21 protein-coding genes and 1 pseudogene are annotated in these 19345 nt (G+C 66.3%); 14 read left to right on the top strand and 8 right to left on the bottom strand.

Translation table 11 applies throughout. The annotated features are described in order from the left end of the window. Window positions 1–14 precede the first annotated feature (14 nt). Window positions 15–695 (top strand): TetR/AcrR family transcriptional regulator, encoded by a 681-nt coding sequence (locus tag ACFWBU_RS03720; RefSeq protein WP_378527516.1) that lies wholly within the window; start codon window positions 15–17, stop codon window positions 693–695. On the opposite strand, the gene ACFWBU_RS03725 is transcribed toward ACFWBU_RS03720, so the two are convergent. From ACFWBU_RS03725 to ACFWBU_RS03750, 6 genes are all read right to left on the bottom strand, one after another. Continuing rightward, complete coding sequence (locus ACFWBU_RS03725) at window positions 623–1501, bottom strand: sulfurtransferase (RefSeq protein WP_378527518.1); 879 nt, start codon at window positions 1499–1501, stop codon at window positions 623–625. The two genes, ACFWBU_RS03720 and ACFWBU_RS03725, sit on opposite strands and share 73 nt — an antisense overlap. Window positions 1502–1589: 88 nt before the next feature. Beyond that, entirely contained in the window at window positions 1590–2705 is a 1116-nt protein-coding gene (locus tag ACFWBU_RS03730) for a phosphatase PAP2 family protein (protein WP_378527520.1), read from the bottom strand. Window positions 2706–2759: 54 nt separating this feature from the next. Then, window positions 2760–3125 carry a hypothetical protein gene (locus tag ACFWBU_RS03735; protein ID WP_378527521.1) on the bottom strand — a complete coding sequence of 122 codons (366 nt, stop codon included), beginning with the start codon at window positions 3123–3125 and terminating at the stop codon, window positions 2760–2762. Between the two features lie 167 nt (window positions 3126–3292). Then, on the bottom strand, window positions 3293–3802 hold the full coding sequence (locus tag ACFWBU_RS03740; RefSeq protein ID WP_378527522.1) for a hypothetical protein: 510 nt from the start codon (window positions 3800–3802) through the stop codon (window positions 3293–3295). A gap of 190 nt (window positions 3803–3992) precedes the next feature. Then, the gene (locus ACFWBU_RS03745; protein ID WP_378527523.1) at window positions 3993–4697 is read right to left on the bottom strand and encodes a hypothetical protein; all 705 of its coding nucleotides are present in this window, start codon (window positions 4695–4697) and stop codon (window positions 3993–3995) included. Continuing rightward, the gene (locus ACFWBU_RS03750; RefSeq protein ID WP_378527524.1) at window positions 4694–5629 is read right to left on the bottom strand and encodes an Lrp/AsnC family transcriptional regulator; all 936 of its coding nucleotides are present in this window, start codon (window positions 5627–5629) and stop codon (window positions 4694–4696) included. Before ACFWBU_RS03750 ends, ACFWBU_RS03745 begins: the two co-directional genes overlap by 4 nt. A 246-nt stretch (window positions 5630–5875) precedes the next feature. Here ACFWBU_RS03750 and ACFWBU_RS03755 point away from each other — a divergent pair, with 246 nt between their 5' ends. Genes ACFWBU_RS03755 through ACFWBU_RS03805 form a run of 11 tightly spaced genes read left to right on the top strand, consistent with a single transcriptional unit; the run spans window position 5876 to window position 16844 of the window. Further along, on the top strand, window positions 5876–6709 hold the full coding sequence (locus tag ACFWBU_RS03755) for a transporter substrate-binding domain-containing protein (RefSeq protein WP_378527525.1): 834 nt from the start codon (window positions 5876–5878) through the stop codon (window positions 6707–6709). Window positions 6710–6713: 4 nt separating this feature from the next. Beyond that, on the top strand, window positions 6714–7442 hold the full coding sequence (locus tag ACFWBU_RS03760) for an amino acid ABC transporter permease (protein WP_378527526.1): 729 nt from the start codon (window positions 6714–6716) through the stop codon (window positions 7440–7442). Beyond that, the gene (locus tag ACFWBU_RS03765; protein ID WP_378527528.1) at window positions 7439–8209 is read left to right on the top strand and encodes an amino acid ABC transporter ATP-binding protein; all 771 of its coding nucleotides are present in this window, start codon (window positions 7439–7441) and stop codon (window positions 8207–8209) included. Before ACFWBU_RS03760 ends, ACFWBU_RS03765 begins: the two co-directional genes overlap by 4 nt. Window positions 8210–8228: 19 nt before the next feature. Beyond that, window positions 8229–9194, top strand: a complete 966-nt coding sequence (locus ACFWBU_RS03770; protein WP_378527529.1) for a C-terminal binding protein — start codon at window positions 8229–8231, stop codon at window positions 9192–9194. After that, window positions 9191–10081 (top strand): sugar phosphate isomerase/epimerase family protein, encoded by an 891-nt coding sequence (locus ACFWBU_RS03775; RefSeq protein WP_378527531.1) that lies wholly within the window; start codon window positions 9191–9193, stop codon window positions 10079–10081. The genes ACFWBU_RS03770 and ACFWBU_RS03775 overlap by 4 nt, the downstream gene beginning before the upstream one ends. Continuing rightward, on the top strand, window positions 10078–11283 hold the full coding sequence (locus ACFWBU_RS03780; protein ID WP_378527533.1) for an aromatic ring-hydroxylating dioxygenase subunit alpha: 1206 nt from the start codon (window positions 10078–10080) through the stop codon (window positions 11281–11283). The genes ACFWBU_RS03775 and ACFWBU_RS03780 overlap by 4 nt, the downstream gene beginning before the upstream one ends. Further along, on the top strand, window positions 11280–12266 hold the full coding sequence (locus ACFWBU_RS03785) for a PDR/VanB family oxidoreductase (protein ID WP_378527534.1): 987 nt from the start codon (window positions 11280–11282) through the stop codon (window positions 12264–12266). The genes ACFWBU_RS03780 and ACFWBU_RS03785 overlap by 4 nt, the downstream gene beginning before the upstream one ends. After that, entirely contained in the window at window positions 12212–13030 is an 819-nt protein-coding gene (locus ACFWBU_RS03790; RefSeq protein WP_378527535.1) for a class II aldolase/adducin family protein, read from the top strand. The genes ACFWBU_RS03785 and ACFWBU_RS03790 overlap by 55 nt, the downstream gene beginning before the upstream one ends. A 26-nt stretch (window positions 13031–13056) precedes the next feature. After that, on the top strand, window positions 13057–13998 hold the full coding sequence (speB, locus tag ACFWBU_RS03795) for an agmatinase (protein WP_378527536.1): 942 nt from the start codon (window positions 13057–13059) through the stop codon (window positions 13996–13998). A gap of 33 nt (window positions 13999–14031) precedes the next feature. Then, window positions 14032–15411: a 4-aminobutyrate--2-oxoglutarate transaminase gene (gene gabT / locus ACFWBU_RS03800; protein WP_378527538.1), complete on the top strand. Its 1380-nt coding sequence runs from the start codon at window positions 14032–14034 to the stop codon at window positions 15409–15411. Continuing rightward, window positions 15408–16844: an NAD-dependent succinate-semialdehyde dehydrogenase gene (locus tag ACFWBU_RS03805; protein ID WP_378527539.1), complete on the top strand. Its 1437-nt coding sequence runs from the start codon at window positions 15408–15410 to the stop codon at window positions 16842–16844. The genes gabT and ACFWBU_RS03805 overlap by 4 nt, the downstream gene beginning before the upstream one ends. Here ACFWBU_RS03805 and ACFWBU_RS03810 read toward each other — a convergent pair. Further along, a pseudogene (locus ACFWBU_RS03810) lies at window positions 16829–17015 on the bottom strand (MFS transporter); the annotation flags it as partial. The gene ACFWBU_RS03805 and the pseudogene ACFWBU_RS03810 overlap by 16 nt on opposite strands. A gap of 137 nt (window positions 17016–17152) precedes the next feature. After that, complete coding sequence (locus ACFWBU_RS03815; protein ID WP_169652723.1) at window positions 17153–17512, bottom strand: hypothetical protein; 360 nt, start codon at window positions 17510–17512, stop codon at window positions 17153–17155. Window positions 17513–17594: 82 nt separating this feature from the next. On the opposite strand from ACFWBU_RS03815, the gene ACFWBU_RS03820 reads away from it, so the two are divergent. Both ACFWBU_RS03820 and ACFWBU_RS03825 read left to right on the top strand, forming a co-directional pair. After that, on the top strand, window positions 17595–18146 hold the full coding sequence (locus ACFWBU_RS03820; protein WP_169622393.1) for a helix-turn-helix domain-containing protein: 552 nt from the start codon (window positions 17595–17597) through the stop codon (window positions 18144–18146). A 206-nt stretch (window positions 18147–18352) separates the two neighbouring features. After that, window positions 18353–19342, top strand: coding sequence for a rod shape-determining protein (locus tag ACFWBU_RS03825; RefSeq protein ID WP_378527603.1), 990 nt, complete (start codon window positions 18353–18355; stop codon window positions 19340–19342). Window positions 19343–19345: the final 3 nt, after the last annotated feature.

Below are 19345 nucleotides of genomic sequence, written 5' to 3' on the forward strand. Positions count from 1 at the left end.
TGGGAAGAGGAATGATGACAGCACCGACACCTCGCGCGACGAAACGAGCCGACGCCGTCCGCAACGTGGAGCGCATCCTCGACGCCGCTATCGCCTGCCTCAGCGAACGGCCCACCGCGTCGATGGCCGATATCGCCAAAAGAGCAGGTCTCGGCCGCGTCACCCTGTACGGCCACTTCGCGTCACGCGCCGAATTACTGGAAGCTGTGGTCGTGCGCGTCCTCGAACAGGGCGAACGTGCCCTCGGTGCGGTAGACCTGTCCGGCAACCCGCGCGACGCGCTGAGCCGCCTGATCGAAAGCAGTTGGCTCCTGACCAGTCAGGCCGCTTCGATCATCGCCGCCGCCGAAGACGAGTTGCCGCCCGGAAGAATGCAGGAACTGCACACCGACCCGGCTGCGCGCGTCGAGGCCCTCATCGAGCGCGGCCGCGACGAGGGTGTGTTCCGAACCGATATGCCGACATCGTGGCTCGTCACCGTGATCCACCAGATCCTGCACGGCGCCGCCACCGAGATCTCGATCGCACGCCTCGACCCCCACGACGCATCCGAACGCATCACCACGACGATCCTCGCCGTCCTCGATGCTCCGTCGACGCAGGAGACGAATAACTCAGCGGGTCAACGAGGGTCGGGTCCCTCGACGAGCGGAAGCGACTCGTCGGCGGTCCAGGCGTTGAGCGAACCGTCGTAGACCGCGGCGTCGGTGCGACCCGCCACGGCAAGTGCGTGGGCGACGCCCGACGCGGCGATGCCGCCACCGCAGTACGTCACCGGTCGCACGTCCGGGTCCAGCGCACCCGCCTTCTCGAAGATCTCCCTCAGTTCGGCTGCGGGCTTGAGGCGGCCGGTGGACGGGTCCACGAGGTCGCCGAAGGGGATGTTGATGCTGCCCGGGATGTGCCCACGACGCGGATACGACGGGCTTTCACCTCGGTAGGTCGCCGGGTCGAGAGCGTTGATGATGAGGGTGTGGGGGTCGTCGAGAGCGCCCAGAATGTCCTGCGTCGACGTCAGCAAGTCCGGACGACGATGCGCCGTAAAGGTCGCGGCGTGCGGAATCACCTGCTCTTCCGAAACGGGATACCCCGCGGCACGCCACGCGGGGAGGCCGCCGTCGAGGACTGCCGCGTCGTCGAATCCTTCGAGTCGCAACTGCCACCACAATCGGGCGGCCCAGATTCCGTTCGACTGGTCGTAGATCACTACCCGTCGTCCGTCTCCGATACCCACCGCACCCGCCGCGATCGCGAACCGGTCGGACGAGACAGCGGTAAACGGCTGCGGCGCTTGATGGTCGGAAAAGTCGGTGAACAGGTCGGCGTACACCGCCCCCGGGATGTGCGCCTCGGCGTACGTGTCGAGACCGGGCTCGATGTGCACCGATCCGTCCGGCGGCATGCTCAGGTGTGTCGTGGCGTCGACGATCACGAGGTCTTCGTCGTCGAGGTGCTCGTGCAACCACTCGGGAGTGACGGACTGGGGTGTCGGGTCGCTCATGGAGCACTCCTTCTGCCGTCCCACGGCAGTGCTGGCCTCGACCCCGGCGCGCGAGGTCCGAACCACCAAATCGTACGCGGCGAGGCTCCTACACAGTCGCGTACGCGGCAGCGAGATCGATGCGTAGCCACCCGCCGTCGGGGTCGGCGCGATCGAGGGGGTACCCCGCAGGTAGCGCGGTGTCCCGGAGCACGCCGAGGCGCTCCTCGTCCGTGAGATGGGGCGCGACGCTCCGCAACAGCACCGCGGCGTCCGCGGGAATGTCGTTCACCATCGCCGGATCGACCGGCTCGAACCAGTAGGTCATCCGGTCCCGGTATTCGCCACACGCCGCATCGAGTGAGCGATACGGGACGTCGGACTCGATGTAGTCGGCCAACGGCGCACCCACCGACCGTTCGAGTTCCGACCGGAGTTCGGCCTTCGCTTCGTCGACGAGACGGACGAACGTCGGGTCGTTCAGCCGGTCGGCCGCTGCGGCCTGGCCCATGATGCGCGCGCCCATCACGTCGAGCGGGTAGTGCACACCCAGCACGATTCGGCTGTTTCCCACCTCCGAGGCACGGGCGAGAATCTGCGGTGCAAGCTCGGGAAGCATGTCCGCCAGCAGGATTCCCTTCCAATACGCCTGCGCCGTATGACCCGAGGGGTACGAACTGGTACCGAACACTTCCGCATAGGGGTCGGCAGCGCCGCCGGTTCCGTCGCCGAAGTAGTAGTGGATCCTCTCGGGTGCTGCCTCGAACGGCCGCGGGTTGTTCCAGTGCTGCTTTTCCAGGAGCGTCGAATTGGCGATGCCGCCGGCCCGAGCGAGGTCTCCTCCGAGCAAAGTCTCGGTCTTCGGTAGACGTCCCTCGTCGAGCGCGACGCGGAACGCTTCGCCCAGGCCGTGGCCGAACCCATCCGACAACGACAGCAGCCGGTCGTAGTGACTGTCGAACAACGCGCGCTGCTGCTCTACAGGCGACGCCGCATTGTTGATCGCCACGGCGGTACCGAGGTTCTGCTGCACAACGTCGGGACGACTCTCGCGAAGTTCGGTGAACCCGTCCAGCACGGAGATGTAGTTGACGCGCGCGGGGAGATCGGACGGGTAGGGACCGACCAGGTCCGGGAGAGCGAAGGGCCCGGCATAGGCGACGGGTGCCGTCGCCGTCATCATCACCGCAGCGATCAGTGCCCCTGCATACCGGCTGAACTTCATCGAGTGGCCTTCCCCCGGACGACGGTCCACGAAGTTAAGCCGCCCAGGTGCCCGTTACGCAAGAGGCAGCGACAGCGGCGCGTTCCTCGTGGGTTCGCTGCCCGCGGATTCTTCAGCGAGTCGCATCGCTACTCCGATGGCACCAGCCAAGGAACCCAGGAGTACGAGCAGGGTGAGTGCGCCGTTACCGGGGTCGCGTGCCGACCCTCCCAAGGCGTCGGTGTCGAGGGCGAGGTACGTCACCGTGTCCTTCAATGCGCTGGTGAAGGTTACTGCGGTGCCCAGCCAGAGCAACACGAGACGAGCCGGCGTAAGCCGCTTTGCCCTGACCAGACCCGTCGCAGCCGCGGCACCTGCGGCAGCGGCCGACGCTCCTACGACGAGGAATACTCGTTGCGCGATCGTCAGGTCCGAAAACACCGCACTCCCCCACACCGCCCACACCAACTGCTGTCCGGTGAATATGGCAGCGGCAGCGACCAATACGGCACCGAGGTGGTTCTGTAGTCGGCGGGCTCAGGTGGTGCTTCAACCGCTTGGGCGGTTGCCGCCGGTTGACCCGCGCCGACTCGGGAGCGTGGCTCCGCTCAGGCCTGTCCTTGCAGCGTCACCGCCAGCACGTACGCAACGACGGAGTAGCCGTCGGGAATCGGGCCATCTCGGTGCACAGTCCTCGGCCCCTGGTATTCGACGCTGTGCCAGCTCACATATTCGGTCGGAGTCCTTACTGCCCGCTGGATCACCGGACGACGGTCGGTGACCAGGGCACGGCCTGCGGGTTGGGCACGGTAATCCATCCACAGGTATCGGTCCCAGATCAGGCAACCGGTCAACGTCGTGTCACCGGTGAGGTCGAGACCGGGGGGAAGCATCGTGGAGAATCCGTGACCGAGATGGGCCCTGCGCTCGCCACCCGCATCGGTTTCGATCTCCTCCACCCGTGCCGAGATCGAGCACACCAGTTCGACGGGGAGATTCACCATGTCGGGCGTGATCCATCGGGTGGCGGGTGCACACACCTGGCCGACGCCCGGCTCGTCCGGCCACGGTTCGAGATCCTCGATCATCCACAGTGTCGTCGTTTCGGTCCTGCCCATATGAGAAGTCTCCCGACGACGACACGGACTCGGGGCGGCGACACGCACAACGGAGCGCCTCTTTCAGGTGGGTTCGGTCGGCGTTACTGGTGGAGAGGAGTCGTCACACCTCGATAGCCCGCACTGTACGCAGGATTCCGGACTTCACATCCTCGTCATGGCTGATTGTGGCCGTGCATCTGCCGAGATCTCAGCTGGTCGGCTCGGGAGCATCCGTGCGCACAGTCCGCGCCGTGTAGTCGGACGGCACGAGGGCACTGCCCGGCAACAAGTACTCGTCCGCCGCCAGCAGGCGGTTCCAGCAGTCGAGAAATCCGGGTAATGCTGCGTCGAGCGGGGCGGTGTCGACGATCCGGGTTCCGGGACGAATCAGCGCGGCGAGCAGCGCCGTCAGTACGACACGCACGTCGCCGCCGTGCGCGACGACGACAACTGCGGTCTCCTGAATCCCCGGCGACACCACGATCGCAGTACCGGCGCCGCGGGCAGTGATCCCGATCTGCCGCAGGACCGGAAGCCATTCCGTGGCAGCGGAATCTGTGCACGACAGGACGCAGTCGTCGGCCGCCCGGGCCGCCGCCACTGCATAGAGCGGAAGCACGTCCGCCGGAACGGTGCACCGGAACGGCGGGAGTTCACCCGCAGTGGCACGCGTGGTCGCGGTCAACCCGTCAGCCGAGGCCACCACGTATGCCCCGGTCGAGGCGACTGCCGCGCGGAGCGCCCGGGCGGCGTCGTCGTCGAGAGGTAAGGGCTCGCGCACCATCACGGTTCCGCCGGTCACGACGCCGGCGAGGAGCAGCGCGGTCACCGCAGCCGCGGATTCGGCACAGTGGGCGGTCGTACGGCCCCGCACCGGGATCGCTGCGTGCGGGAGTTCGAAGGAAGTGGTCATGACTGTTCCCCTCTGATGGTCGACAGCGCCGGCATGTTGTTGTAGCGCTCCTTGACGGTGTTGAGGTGGACCCAGCTGTCCACCTCGAGGACGGACCGGAGCGCGCGCACAGCATCGAGAGACGGCACCACGTCCTCGAGTCTGGTGGCGTGCACCGTACCGAGAAGGTCGTACCTGCCGATGGTGGCGGCCAGAAACCGCACCCCGGGCATCTCGCTGATCAGTGCACCCAGATCGGCGGCACGTCCGGTCGCGCGGACTCCGAAACCCACCGCGACTTCGCTCTCGCTCTGTCCCGCGCCGGTCAGTGCGCCGATTCGCAGGACTCCGTCGTCGATCAGTCGCTTGACGCGGATCCGCGCTGTGCCGGGCGAGGTGCCGGCCTCCTCGGCGAGGACCGAGTACGACGCCCGCCCGTCGTCCTGCAGGACCCCGAGAAGGCGGACGTCGAGGGGATCGAGACGCGTGGCGGCGACCTTGTCGGGTCGTCCGATATCGACGATCAGGTCGGAATAGACCAACGTGTTCGTTTCCCGGACGCCGTCGATGCACCGGATCCGTTCGAGCGACGACGCGAGGCGGGCAGCCCCGACCGTGCGCACCTCGGCGATGAGGGGGTATCTGCCGCTGACCAGCGACACGTACGGCACGTCGTGAAGAGTGGCGATGCGAGCAGCGACCTGCCGGACCGGCTGGTCCACCGCGATCGCAACGTGCCCCAGCGCGTCCAGTCCGATCGTGGACGGATGAACGATGCCCACGACATGCACCCGGCCGCTCTCGAGCAGCGCATTCAGCCGTTTCGAGACGGTCGGACGCGACACATTCAGCTTGGCGGCGAGCTCGTTGCGGCCGATGCGTCCGTCGCGGCGCAGTTCTTCGACGATGCGGGAGTCCAGGTCTTGCACGGCAAATGTTACGGGGCTGGTCATCGGAAGTTTACAAACGAAAAACGGACCAACATAAGTTTACTTATTATCAAATCACAGCACCCTTCTCGTTGTTCTGCGAACGATTCGCAATCAGATCTTTCCATAACATCAACGAGTGACGTTGATTGCTCGGATACCGACTTGGAAAGAACCTATCTCAGTTCATATGTTCTGTCGTAACCGAACGAGCACAGGCCAATGTCGATCTCGCTGCTCGGAATCCGCGCTTCGACAGGAGATTGATCAATGAGAAAAGTTCGCCTGCTAGCAGCCGGAGCCGGCATCGCCCTGCTGGTCACCGGATGCGGAAACGAGTCCGGCGGCAGTGAGGCCAGCGGCGCAGCGCCCGCCGGCCTGATGCGCGCCGGAGAAGTGACGTTCTGCACGGACCCCGAGTACCCCCCGATGGAGTACTACGCCGAAGGCGACACGAGCACGCCGATCGGATTCACCTCCGACGGGGCACGCGCCCTCGCCGATCTCTGGGAAGTCGAAACGAAGTGGCAGATCACCGCGTTCGACGGACTCATGCCGGGACTCCAGGCAGGTCGCTGCGACGTACTGTGGACTGCGCTGTACGTCAGCCCCGAGCGACTCGAGGTCGCCGACGCCGCTCCCTTCCTCGAGACCGGCCCGGGCCTGATCGTCCGTAGCGGCGACACGTCCATCACGGCACCAGGCGACCTGTCCGGCAAGACCGTCGCCGTGCAGGGCGGTGGCAGCAACGAGCTGACGGTAAAAGCGCTCTCCGACAAACTCGAGGCCGAGGGTAAGCCCGGCATCAAGATCCAGGCTTACCCGAAGACGGCGGAGACCGTCGCCGCAGTCACCAACGGCAAGGCCGATGCCCTCATCGAGACAGACGTCGCGGTCGTCGACATGGTCACCAAATCGAACGGCGCCCTTGTTGCCGTCCCGGATATCTTCCCGGCCGACACCCAGTTCGGCGTCTACACGAAGAAGGGTTCTCCACTGAGCGGTCCCGTGGCAGACGGTGTCCGGACCCTCGCCGAGAACGGCACCCTGGAGGAGATCGCGCTGAAGTACGGCCTCGACCCCGCCCGCATCACGACGGGTTGACGCCATGACCTTCGATCTCGACATCTTCTTCTCGGCCCTGACCTCCTCGGCGTTCTTCCGTGGCGCCTGGTTGTCCGTCGCCCTGGCCGCATCGTCGATGCTGTTCGCGACGGTGATCGGCTTCGGCGTCGCACTGCTCCGTATCAGCAACAACCGCATCGCCCGGACGATCGGCGGAGCGTACGTGTGGTTCTTCCGGGCGATCCCGACCTTGCTCGTTTTGCTCATCATCTGGAATGCCGGCCCGCAATTGTTCCCCGCCCTCCGGGAGAACTGGTTCAGTCCGTTCCTCGCGGCATTCATCGGTTTCGCGGTCGTCGAAGCCGCCTATATGGCAGAGATCCTGCGCTCGGCGCTGCTCAGCGTCGACGACGGCCAACGCCAGGCGGCCCGTGCGATCGGAATGCCGCCCCACAAGGTGATGCTGAAAGTCGTCCTGCCCCAAGCCGTCAAGGTCGCGTTGCCGCCGACAGGCAACGAGTTCATCGCAATGCTCAAGTACACCTCGCTCGCGTCGGTCATCTCCCTCCGCGAGTTGCTCACCACCGCGCAGGTCGGTGTATCGAACACCTTCCGCTACGCGGAGTACTACAGCGCCGCGTTGGTCTACTACCTCGTCATCGTCACGGCACTCATGGGCGTACAGACCCTGATCGAGCGTCGTTACCGCTGGGTCTCGTCCGGAGTCGACTCCGTCGCGACCGGAACAAGGAAGGTCACGGTGTCCGCATGACCAGCACCGCCCTGCTCGAGACGATCGGACTGCGCAAGACCTACGGGAATAACGAAATCCTCAAAGGTGTGGACTTCTCCATCTCGCCCGGCCAGGTCAAGGCCGTACTCGGACCGTCCGGCTCCGGTAAGTCCACCATTCTCCGCCTCATGTCGTTGCTCGAACCCGCCGATGGTGGATCGATCCTACTGCACGGCAAGGAGATCGGGGTCGCCACCGGCCGCGACGGGCGATCGGTGCCGCTTCCCGAACGGAAACTTGCTCGCGAACGCACCAACATCGGCATGGTCTTCCAAAAGTTCAACCTCTTCGCACACCTCGACGTTCTCCACAACGTCACCCTCGGACTGACCGAAGTGCACGGCGTACCCAAAGCGGAAGCCGTCGATCGTGCCGAGCAGATGCTCGACCGGGTCGGAATGTCCCAGCGCATGCGGCACTACCCGTCGGAACTGTCCGGCGGGCAGCAACAGCGCGTCGCGATCGCTCGCGCCCTGGTCCTCGACCCGTCGGTCATGTTGTTCGACGAGCCGACCTCGGCACTCGACCCCGAGCTGGTCAACGAGGTGCTTTCGGTAATGGAAGACCTTGCGCAACAGGGCATGACGATGATCGTGGTCACCCATGAAACACGGTTTGCCCGACGGGTCGCCGACGAGGTCGCTCTGTTCGACAGCGGCGTCATCGTCGAACAAGCACCACCCGAGCAGTTCTTCACCGCGCCCGAACACGAACGCACCCGCGCATTCCTGTCCCACATCCACTGATCGACCCGAACGGAGCATCATGGCATCCCCGATCGCGGTCTACACCGATCTCGACGACCTCGACCCCTCCGAAGGAGTCGCACTGCTCGAGGCCGAAGGCTTCGAGGTGCGTGTGCTCGACACCCGCGACCCTGACACGATCGCCGCCGCGGCGGCGGATGCGTCCGCGCTCCTCGTTGGGTACGCACCCGTCGACAGCGACCTGCTCGGGCAGCTCCCTCACCTGGGTATCGTGTCGATGCTCTCGCGCGGTTACGACTCCGTCGACATCGATGCGGCCACCGCCCGTGACGTCTGGGTGGCCACGGTCGGGGATGTCGCTTCCAGCGAGGTCGCCACCCACACGTGGGCACTGACACTGGCGGCGGTGCGCCGGCTCGACTTCTTCGCACTGCACGGTCGACGCGGGTGGCTGGACCGCCCGCGGTACGCCCCGCGGCGACTCTCGGATACCACTCTCGGCCTCGTCGGGATGGGGCGTATCGGCAGCGAAGTGGCCGCACTGGCCGCCGGTTCGACCGGACGGATCCTCGGCTACGACCACGCCGGGCGCCGGATGCCGGCGGGAGTGACAGCGTCGTCGCTCACCGACGTCATCACACAGTCCGACGTCGTCTCGATCCACCTGCCACTCGACGACTCCACCGAGAAGCTGTTCGACGCCGACCTCATCGCTGCGATGAGACCCGGCTCGTGGCTGATCAACGTCTCCCGCGGCGGCATCGTCGATTCCGATGCACTTGCGGACGCACTCGACTCCGGCCACCTCGCCGGGGCCGCCCTCGATGTGCTCGACGTCGAACCTCCGCTCCCAGGTGACCGGCTTGCCGAACACCCCAACGTCCTCCTGACCCCGCACGTGGCGTACCTGTCGGACCGAACGGCCCGCGAGTACGTCCGCATGCAGGCGGCCAACGTCGTCGAGTGGTACCGCACCGGCACCCCGGCACACGCCGTCACGAACCTGTACGAGGTGACCGCATGAGTATCCGACTGGAGATGTTCCAATCCCTCTGGGCAATGGAGGATCTGCCGTGGCAGGGCACCCCGTGGAGCCTGACCGAACAACTCGACCGTCTCGCCGGCGAGCACTTCGACGGCGTCGCAGTCGACCTCGGTGCACGCGGCAAGCCCGAAGCCGCGACCCTCGCTCCTCTGCTGCGCGACCACGACCTACAGGCTGCGGTGTTCGCCTTCGTCCGCGACGACAGCGACCTCGACGCGGCCCTGCGCTATGCCGACACGATCGGCGCGAGCCGGATGGTGGTGTGCGGCTGCGTCTTCGACCCCGACGACGCGGTTGTGCTCGACACCGTGCACCGCTGGCATCGCACCAGCCGGGCGGCGGGCGTGGCGATGCAACTCGAAACCCACCGCAACACCCTCACGGACGATATGCGCCGCACCACCAGACTGTTGAAGGATCTGGATCCGGACGTGAACCTGGCAATCGACTTGTCGCACTATGTAGCCGGCAGTGAGATCCCGGTGACGCCGACCTCCGAGATCGACGGACACATCGAGGCGTTGTTCGCCCGTGCGGAGTCCGTCCAGGGACGCGTCGCGACCCGTTGCCAGGTGCAGATCCCCCTCGGGTTCCCCCAGCACCGTGAGTGGGAGGAGCTGTTCACCGGCTGGTGGACTCGGGCGTTCACCTCGATTCTCGAGCGCCGCGGCCGCCGCGGCAGCACCGATCCGGTGATGTTCTGCACCGAACTCGGCACCACCCCGTACGCCATCACCGATCGCGTGGGTGCTGAGCTGTCCGACCGGTGGGCCGACACCCTGACCCTGCGCGACCGGGCCGTCACCGCGTTTGCCGAAGCGACGGACCGCACCACCACCATCACTTCCCGAGGAGCGTCCCGATGAGCACCCTTCAGTTTCCGGTACCGGAACGAACCACCACGTCCACCGGCAACGTCGTGATCGACGGTCCGCTGCCCGCGATGCCCACCGGACGCTCTCTCGTCCCGGCGCGCGCGTACACGGGTGCCGACGAATTCGCCCTCGAACAGGACCGGATTTTCTCGTCCGGATGGGTGTGGGCCGGTTACGCCCACTGGGTTGCAGAACCCGGCGCTGTACATCCCGTGACCATCGGCGGTAAGCCACTGCTCCTGGTACACGGAGAGGACGGCCGTATCCGCGTGTTCCACAACTCGTGCCGCCACCGCGGCATGGCACTGACCGAGGATCCGATGGTCGTGCAGGGGCGCATCCAGTGCGCCTACCACTGCTGGTCGTTCAAGCTCGACGGAACGCTCGCCGCGGCACCGTATTACACCCGTGAGCGTCGGTCGAAGCTCGATCCCGAGACCGCCGAACGGCTGAGCCTGCTGCTCGTGGCGAGCCACACGTGGGCCGGCATGATCTTCATCGACCTGTCGGCGACCGACACGGATCCTCAGGCTTGCGCCGACAGCTTCGCTGCTCATCTCGAGCCGCTGCTCGCTCGCTGGTCGCATATCGACTTCAGCCGCCTGCACCTCGCCGGCGAGAAGAAGTTCGAGATCGACGCCAACTGGAAGCTCATCGTGGAGAACTTCCTGGACTTCTACCACCTGCCGTTCGTGCACCCGCAGGTCGGCCCGGTGACCGCGTCCCTCGACGTCGACGATGTCGCGCTGCATCCGGACATCATCGGAGGAAGCTACCCGCGCGGTGCCGCGGGCAAAGCCGAGAAGACCGCGAAGTCACTGCCGTGGCTCGGCGACGTGCCCGCCGACCGGCTCGAACGGCAGGACATCTTCTGTATCTTCCCCAATGCGCTGGTGTTCCTCGAGGCCGACTGGTTCCAGGTCATCGGCTACCACCCCGTCGCGCCGGACCGCACCGTCGAGTACATGTCGGTGTTCGTCGACTCGTCCGCTGCCGGTGACGATTTCGCCGACACCCGCGCTCAACTGACCCAGGTGTTGTGGGAGGTCAACGAGCAGGACATGCCGATGCTGCACCGCCTGCAGATCGGGCGGAACTCCCCCGGCTCCGACTCCACGAACCTCGTATCGCACTGGGACCAGATCACAGCGATGTTCCAGGACCGCGTCGCAACGAAAGCAGGGTACCGATGACCGCGCTGCTCGAGAGCTCGACCGACCGCACGCTGCGCACCCGATCGGTGCGCGTCACCGGAATCACCTGGGAGGCCGAGGGAATCCTATCGATCGACGTCGCCGACCCGGCCGGTGAACAGATGACCGCCTGGGATCCCGGCGCCCATATCGACATGGAACTGTCACCGGGGCTTACTCGCCAGTACTCGCTGTGCGGCGATCCGGCAGACCTGCGCAGCTGGACGGTCGCGGTGCGCGCCGCCACAGATTCTCGCGGTGGCTCGGCGTACGTGCACTCGACGTTGCGCCCCGGTGACATCCTGCGTGTGCAAGGTCCCCGTCAACACTTCCCACTCGAGGACGCAGCGGCCTACGTCTTTGTCGCCGGGGGCATCGGAATCACCCCGCTGCTGCCGATGGTCGAGGCCACTGCCGCGCGCGGTGCGACCGTGTCGGTGCACTACGCCTACTCCGGTGAAGCCCCGGCGCGATTCGTCGAGCGACTCGCGGCCACCGGGGTACCCGTGCATCTCTACCCTTCCACCGAGGGCGAGCGCATCGATCTGCCGACGCTGTGCGCGGATCTCGGTCCCGGGGCATTGATGTATTCGTGTGGCCCGGAGCGCATGCTCGCCGAACTCATCGAGCTGCTCCCCGCTGAGGTGTTACGGATCGAATCATTCTCCCCCGCAACGGCCCTGCCTGCGGAAGCTCCGGCCGTCGATGCTCGATCCGGTACCGCATGCTCGGTGCAACTCGGTATCGACGGACCGGTGCTGGAGGTCGCGGAAGGCGAATCGGTCCTCGACGCTCTCGAGCGTGCCGGCGCCGACGTGATGTGGTCCTGCCGCGAAGGCACGTGCGGTAGCTGCGAAGTCGGGGTGCTCTCAGGTGCGATCGAGCACCGAGACAACATCCTCCTCGACGAAGAACGTGCGGAAGGAAAATGCTTCTTCCCGTGCGTATCCCGCCCTCTCTCGAAGGCGGTGCTCGACCTGTGACCGATACTGCCGTCGCCGCCGACACCGCGGAAGAGCTGCGCCTGCGATGCGAACTTGCCGCCGTCTACCGGCTCGCCGCGCACTTCGGGATGACCGACCTGATCTTCACCCACATCTCGCTCCGGCTGCCCGGGCCGGAGCCGCGATTCCTCATCAACCCCTATGGGCTGTTGTTCGAGGAGATCACCGCATCGAACCTCGTGGTGGTCGATCCGGCGGGACAACCGATCGGAGACACCGGGACACTGGTCAACCCGGCCGGGTTCGTGATCCACGGCGCCGTGCACACCGCGCGATCCGACGCGCACTGCGTGATGCACACCCACACCCGGGCAGGCTGCGCAGTCGCCGCGAACCCTGACGGTCTGCTTCCCGTCAACCAGATGTCCATGGAGTTCTACAACCGCGTGGGCTACCACGAGTACGAGGGTGTCGCGCTGAGCCTCGACGAACAGGCCCGGCTGGTCGCCGATCTCGGCGACCACCCCGTCCTGATCCTCCGCAACCACGGACTGCTCACCGTCGGGAGCACTCCGGCCCAAGCGTTTCTGCGCATGTTCTACCTCAACCGCGCGTGTGAGATCCAGGTCACCGCCGCTGCCGCAGGGCCGCTCGTCCTGCCCCCTCCGAACGTGTGCGAGCGCAGCGCACGCCAGCTCACCGGCACCGAGACCGGTGACGATTTCATCGACCCGGGAGCCGACCTGGCGTGGGCAGCGATGCTGCGCCTACTCGATCGCATCGCGCCCGGTTACGCCGACTGACACTTCCCTACAAAAAGGACCCGATCATGAGCCCTATCGGACCCGTCGACGCCTCCCGGATCCCCCGCTACAACGGCCCCGGCACCTTCGCGCGACTCCCCCGCCTCGACGAGGTCACCAGCACCGACGTCGCCATCGTCGGCGTCCCCTTCGACACCGGAGTGAGTTACCGGCCGGGCGCACGCCTCGGCCCCGCCCATGTCCGCGCGTCGTCGAAACTGCTGCGTCCGTACAACCCGGCGCTGGACGTCTCACCGTTCAACGCGATGCAGGTCGCCGACGCCGGCGACATCGCCTGCAATCCGTTCAATATCGACGAGGCCGTCACCGACATCGAACGCGGCGCCGACGCTCTCACCGGTGACGGCACGCGCCTGCTCACCATCGGTGGCGACCACACCATCGCGCTACCGCTGCTGCGTTCGGTGGCGCGTCGCCACGGTCCCGTCGCCGTCGTCCACTTCGACGCGCACCTCGACACGTGGGACACGTACTTCGGCGCCTCGATCACTCACGGCACGCCGTTCCGCCGGGCCTCCGAGGAGGGCCTGATCGACCGCGAAGCCAGCATGCACGTCGGTACGCGAGGTCCGCTCTACAGCGACCAGGACCTCGCCGACGACAAAATGCTCGGCTTCTCCGCCGTCACCTCCCCCGAGATCGAAATCGACGGTGTCGCAGCGGCGATCGAGCGGATGCTCGCCCGTATCGGGGATCGACCGGTCTATGTCTCCGTAGACATCGACGTGCTCGACCCCGCCCATGCCCCGGGCACCGGCACCCCCGAAGCCGGCGGCATGACGAGCCGGGAACTGCTGCGGATGCTCCGCGCGTTCGCCGGAACGAATCTCGTCGGCGCCGACATCGTGGAGGTGTCGCCGTCGTACGACCACGCCGAGATCACGGGTATCGCCGCCGCGCACGTCGGCTACGAACTGCTCTCCGCCATGGCCCTGCCGAAGGCCTGACCACCCCTCTCTGCTCCACCGAAAGGCCCGTCGATGTCCGAGATCGAATACCGCATCCCCCAGCAGCGCCGCCTCGTCACCGAACTGCCCGGCCCCCGCTCGGCGGCGCTGGACGAACGACGCCGCAATGCCGTCGGTGCCGGAGTCATGTCGTCCGTCCCCGTCTACACCGCTGACGCCGACGGCGGCATCATTCTCGACGTCGACGGAAACGCACTCATCGATCTCGGTTCCGGTATCGCCGTCACGAGTGTCGGAGCATCCGACTCGGCCGTGGTCGCGGCGATTCGGGAACAGGCGGGGCGCTTCACACACACCTGCTTCATGGTCACCCCCTATGAGGGGTACATCGCGGTCGCGGAGAAACTCGCCGAACTCACGCCCGGCAACCATGCCAAACGCACGGTGCTGTTCAACAGCGGCGCCGAGGCGGTAGAGAATGCGGTGAAAATCGCCCGCGTCGCCACCGGCCGCAAGACCGTGGTCGTCTTCGACCACGCCTACCACGGGCGCACCAACCTGACGATGGCTATGACGGCGAAGAACAAGCCGTACAAGGAGGGCTTCGGTCCGTTCGCATCGGATGTTCAGCGCGTCGCGGCGTCGTATCCGTTCCGTGACGACCTCAACCACGACGGCACTCCGATCTCCGGGCCGCAGGCCGCACAGCGCGCAATCATGCAGATCGACAAGCAGATCGGCGCGCACAATGTCGCGGCGATCGTGATCGAACCGATCCAGGGCGAGGGCGGATTCATCGTTCCCGCCGAGGGTTTCCTGCCCGCGCTCGTCGACTGGGCCAAAGCCAACGGCATCGTGTTCGTCGCCGACGAGGTGCAGACGGGCCTCGCCCGCACCGGCCGGTGGTTCGCGTGTGACGACGAGGGCGTCGTGCCCGACCTCGTGACGATCGCCAAGGGTGTCGCGGGCGGTATGCCACTCGCTGCGGTCACGGGTCGTGCCGACCTGATCGACGCGGTGCACGGCGGCGGACTCGGCGGCACCTACGGCGGCAACCCGGTTGCCTGCGCAGCCGCGCTCGCCACTCTCGCTCGCATGGAAGAACTCGACCTGTGTGGTCGGGCCCGACGCATCGAACAGATCGCCACCGAAAAGCTGCGTAGTCTCGCCGACGACATGGACGTCATCGGCGAGGTTCGTGGCCGCGGGGCGATGCTCGCCGTCGAACTGGTTCGTCCCGGTACTCGCGAACCCGATCCCGAGGCCGCCTCGGAGATCGCCGCGCGTGCCCTCGCCGACGGCGTCATCGTGCTCACGTGCGGTACGTACGGCAACGTCATCCGGCTGCTGCCGCCGCTCGTGATCTCCGACGAACTGCTCGTCGAGGGCCTCGACGTCCTCGCCGACGCGGTGCGTGCCGTCGCCGGCGCACTCGTGGGAACACCGCAGTGACCGCGCTCGGCGCCCCGACCCGACTGTGGCTCGGCGGCACCCTCGCCGACGCGTCCACCGGCGCGACATTCCCGGTCGAGGATCCCGCCACCGGTGAGGTGCTCGCCGAGGTCGCCGATGCGTCTGCGGCGGACGGTCTGCGCGCGCTCGATCTCGCCGCAGAGGCGCAGGCCGCGTGGGCGGCCACACCGCCTCGTGTGCGCAGCGGCATCCTCCGCACCGCATTCGAACTCGTGAAGCAACGAGCGGACCACTTCGCCCGCACGATCACCCTGGAAATGGGCAAGACCCTCGCAGAGGCGCACGGTGAGGTGAACTACGGTGCCGAGTTCCTGAGGTGGAACGCCGAGGAGGCCGTACGTATCGGTGGGCGCACCACGACGTCGCCCGGCGGCAACGGCCGCATCCTCGTCACCAAAGAACCGGTCGGGCCGGTCCTCGCGGTGACTCCGTGGAACTTCCCGTTGGCTATGGCAACTCGCAAGATCGGCCCGGCACTTGCGGCGGGCTGCACAATCATCGTCAAACCCGCTGCCGAAACTCCGTTGACGATGCTGCTGCTCGGGCAGGTCTTCGCCGACGCCGGCCTCCCTGAAGGGGTGCTGTCGATCCTGCCGGCGTCGGACGCTGCCGCGCTGACCGAACCTCTGATCACCGATCCGCGCCTGCGGAAGATCACCTTCACCGGCTCCACCGGTGTCGGGAAGCTACTGGTCCGCCAGTCTGCCGAGCGCCTGCTGCGCACTTCCATGGAACTAGGTGGTAACGCGCCATTCCTCGTCTTCGACGACGCCGACATCGACGCCGCCGTCGACGGTGCCATGGCAGCGAAGATGCGGAACGGTGGCGAAGCGTGCACCGCCGCAAACCGCTTCTACGTGGCTTCCCAAGTGGCGCAGCAGTTCACCGATACGCTGGTCGCGCGGATGACGGCGCTTCGCATGGGGCACGGCCTCGATGACGGTACCGACCTCGGGCCGCTCATCACCTCCGTACAGCGCTATCGAGTGCACGAGCTGGTTCTCGATGCGGTGGCACGCGGGGCGGGTCTCCTCGCCGGCGGCGTCGTCCCCGACGGACCGGGCACCTTCTACCCCCCGACCGTCCTCGACCAGGTGCCCGCCGACGCCCGTGTGCTGCGCGAAGAGATCTTCGGCCCGGTCGTCGCCATCACAACGTTCGACACCGAGGAGGAGGCGGTCGCTGCGGCGAACGACACCGAGTACGGCCTCGCCGCGTACTTCTACACCCGCGATCTCGACCGTGCGCTGCGCGTCGCGTCGGCGCTGAACGCCGGGATGGTCGGCGTCAACCGAGGCGTCATCTCCGACGTCGCAGCACCTTTCGGCGGGGTCAAGGAATCGGGCTTCGGGCGTGAGGGCGGTACGGAAGGGATAGAGGAGTATCTCGAGACCAAGTACGTCGCGCTGTAGCCCGAGGTGAGGTCTTGGAAGACGGCAGACAGCAGCGGACCGAGGCGGGCCGCGGTGTGACCCACGCCCTGGGTGAAGCCCGACAGTGCGGCCGAACCGTGGGTACGTGAGCGCGGGGTGATCAAGGTCCTCCATCGGGAAGGTGCGGGGTCCGAGGACGAGCAACACGATCGAGCCACGGGGCTCGGCTTCGAACCCGAGCACTCCGCGCTGGTTACGGCCGTAATCGACGGCAACGAAGACGCGTCAGGCAGGCAGCACAGGTATTGCTCGCCGAAACCGCCGGCTGAGCCGGACAGCGTCGGTGGTCAGTGAGCCCCGGCCGGGTCCACGGCGTTCGCGAGTGCGTACGCATTCGGAGAACTCAGTAGAAGCTCGTCGAACTCGGTGCCGGCCCGGCGCACCCCGATGCGCAGCACCGGATATCCGCGCTTCATCGCGACCAGGCGCCGTGTGCCGCGCGGATGCCGGAAGGTGCCCACTTTGAGATATCCGGAGATCACCAATCCCGATCTGATGCCGAGTATTTCGGACGTCCAGCCCGGCAGAACCTCGACGCTCGAGATCTCCGACAACGGCACCTCCATCGTGCTCCGGTGGACCATGATCGCCTCCCACCAGGAGAACGAGAGATGAAGGGCGTTGTCTCGAATGGTCGATGTCGCCATAACGTCAGGTCTCCCGTCGACGGTAAGCTCGATGTAGTACTGAGAACATTATCAGACTGATAATAATGCGGGAAGGGTGCCGATGGGAAAGACCTCACCGATTGCCGAGGTGGTGCTGCATCCCGTTCGCCTGCGGATCGTGCAGCAACTCGGCGGGCGCCGGCTGACCACCGCACAACTCCGGGCCGAGCTCCCCGACGTCACCCAGGCCACGCTCTATCGGCACATCGCGGCCCTGATCGACGCCGAGATCGTTACCGTCGTCGACGAACGCCGCGTACGCGGCACCATCGAACGCACCCTCGCGCTCGGCGAGCGTATGGCCCATGTCGGACACGACGAGCTCGCGGCCATGGACGAAGCCGAACTACGGAATGCCTTTCTCGCCTTCCTCGGATCACTCGGCAAGAGTTTCGACTCGTTCGTCGAGAACGACGATCGACAGCTCCGGCACTATCTGGGTTTCGGAACCACTCCGCTCTACGTCACCACCGACGATCTTGCGGAAATCCAGGCGCGACTCGGCGAGATCCTTGCCCCCTACCGAACGGATGCAGGCGGCGACCGAATGCGCGTCGATCTGACCACCGCGGTGATTCCCACTCCCCCGCCCGTCGCTCCCGACGAGAAGTAGCCGACCCCCCCGAAGGCAGGGGTGCGCATCCCCGTATCCGGTCATCCACGACGAGCGGGGCACTCTGCGAGAGTCCACGTCGCCTATTCCGCCGAACAACGCGCCGAGGCGAATTCGACAGCGGTAACCTTGCTCTTATTCGACATCTTCGGATGCCGCTGACCAGCATCTGAACACTCTCGCGGGTGATCCGCTCGGAGGCCGACGTGCGTGGATTCGGTATCGATCTCGGAACAGCCAACACTGTCGTCGGCACTCCCGAAGACGGCATAGTCCTGAACGAACCGTCGCTGTTGATGGTTCGGACGAGGGAGCCCCACAAAGCGCTCACGATCGGCCATGACGCGAGTGACCTCGTCGACCGCATTCCCTCCGGAATCACGGCGATTCACCCGATACGTGACGGTGTCATCGTCGATCTCGGGACCGCTCGGACGTTTGTCAGTGCCGTTCTCGAGCGGGCAGCCCCCCGCCGCCGGTTCGGTACACGGCCGACGGGCGTCGTCGCGGTTCCCGCCGGCGCGACCCCGCTCGAGCGTCGCGCGATGTTCGAAGTCGCACACGAGGCGGGTCTGCGGAAGGTCGGTCTGGTGCCGGAACCGGTGGCCGGCGCGCTCGGTTGCGGTCTCAACCCGCTCGAGCCGTCCACCCACCTCGTTGTCGATATCGGCGGTGGCACTTCGGAAGTCACTGCTCTCTGTTACGGCGGTGTCCTGTCGCACCGCAGTTGCCGAATTGCGGGAAACGACTTGAACAGGGCGATACTCCGCTACCTGCGCGCGGAACACGAACTCGTCGTCGGCGAGTTCACCGCGGAGCGGGCCAAGGTGGGAGCGCCCGAGGTCGCCGAGGAACAGCCGCTCGTGGTGGAGGGCCGCGACGCCGCGACCGGCCGGGTCCGGCTGGTCACTCTCGAAACCGACGAGATCATGGATGCGGTGCGGCCCACGATGACGAGCATCGTGCAGACGCTGTCCGCGTGCCTCGACGACCTACCGGCGCGGGCCATCGGTGACGTGATGGCCGAAGGAATGCTGGCGATCGGCGGTGGATCGATGCTGCGTGGCCTGCCGCAACTGCTCGAAGAAGCCTTCGGCCTTCCCGTGAAGGCCGCCGAGCGTCCTCTCACCTGCGTTGCGGAAGGCGCGACCGCCTGCATGGACCACCCCGAGGTGGTCGCTGCCTACAGCGCCTGATGT

The sequence above is a fragment of the Rhodococcus sp. NPDC060084 genome, from assembly GCF_042730335.1.
Classification (GTDB): Bacteria; Actinomycetota; Actinomycetes; order Mycobacteriales; family Mycobacteriaceae; genus Rhodococcus.

Excerpts from the sequence above, each read along its gene's own strand:
- ACFWBU_RS03720 (WP_378527516.1), top strand. The coding sequence starts at position 15 with ATGACAGCACCGACACCTCGCGCGACGAAACGAGCCGACGCCGTCCGC.
- ACFWBU_RS03725 (WP_378527518.1), bottom strand. The coding sequence starts at position 1,501 with ATGAGCGACCCGACACCCCAGTCCGTCACTCCCGAGTGGTTGCACGAG.
- ACFWBU_RS03730 (WP_378527520.1), bottom strand. The coding sequence starts at position 2,705 with ATGAAGTTCAGCCGGTATGCAGGGGCACTGATCGCTGCGGTGATGATG.
- ACFWBU_RS03740 (WP_378527522.1), bottom strand. The coding sequence starts at position 3,802 with ATGGGCAGGACCGAAACGACGACACTGTGGATGATCGAGGATCTCGAA.
- ACFWBU_RS03745 (WP_378527523.1), bottom strand. The coding sequence starts at position 4,697 with ATGACCACTTCCTTCGAACTCCCGCACGCAGCGATCCCGGTGCGGGGC.
- ACFWBU_RS03750 (WP_378527524.1), bottom strand. The coding sequence starts at position 5,629 with ATGACCAGCCCCGTAACATTTGCCGTGCAAGACCTGGACTCCCGCATC.
- ACFWBU_RS03755 (WP_378527525.1), top strand. The coding sequence starts at position 5,876 with ATGAGAAAAGTTCGCCTGCTAGCAGCCGGAGCCGGCATCGCCCTGCTG.
- ACFWBU_RS03760 (WP_378527526.1), top strand. The coding sequence starts at position 6,714 with ATGACCTTCGATCTCGACATCTTCTTCTCGGCCCTGACCTCCTCGGCG.
- ACFWBU_RS03765 (WP_378527528.1), top strand. The coding sequence starts at position 7,439 with ATGACCAGCACCGCCCTGCTCGAGACGATCGGACTGCGCAAGACCTAC.
- ACFWBU_RS03770 (WP_378527529.1), top strand. The coding sequence starts at position 8,229 with ATGGCATCCCCGATCGCGGTCTACACCGATCTCGACGACCTCGACCCC.
- ACFWBU_RS03775 (WP_378527531.1), top strand. The coding sequence starts at position 9,191 with ATGAGTATCCGACTGGAGATGTTCCAATCCCTCTGGGCAATGGAGGAT.
- ACFWBU_RS03780 (WP_378527533.1), top strand. The coding sequence starts at position 10,078 with ATGAGCACCCTTCAGTTTCCGGTACCGGAACGAACCACCACGTCCACC.
- ACFWBU_RS03785 (WP_378527534.1), top strand. The coding sequence starts at position 11,280 with ATGACCGCGCTGCTCGAGAGCTCGACCGACCGCACGCTGCGCACCCGA.
- ACFWBU_RS03790 (WP_378527535.1), top strand. The coding sequence starts at position 12,212 with ATGCTTCTTCCCGTGCGTATCCCGCCCTCTCTCGAAGGCGGTGCTCGA.
- speB (WP_378527536.1), top strand. The coding sequence starts at position 13,057 with ATGAGCCCTATCGGACCCGTCGACGCCTCCCGGATCCCCCGCTACAAC.
- gabT (WP_378527538.1), top strand. The coding sequence starts at position 14,032 with ATGTCCGAGATCGAATACCGCATCCCCCAGCAGCGCCGCCTCGTCACC.
- ACFWBU_RS03815 (WP_169652723.1), bottom strand. The coding sequence starts at position 17,512 with ATGGCGACATCGACCATTCGAGACAACGCCCTTCATCTCTCGTTCTCC.
- ACFWBU_RS03820 (WP_169622393.1), top strand. The coding sequence starts at position 17,595 with ATGGGAAAGACCTCACCGATTGCCGAGGTGGTGCTGCATCCCGTTCGC.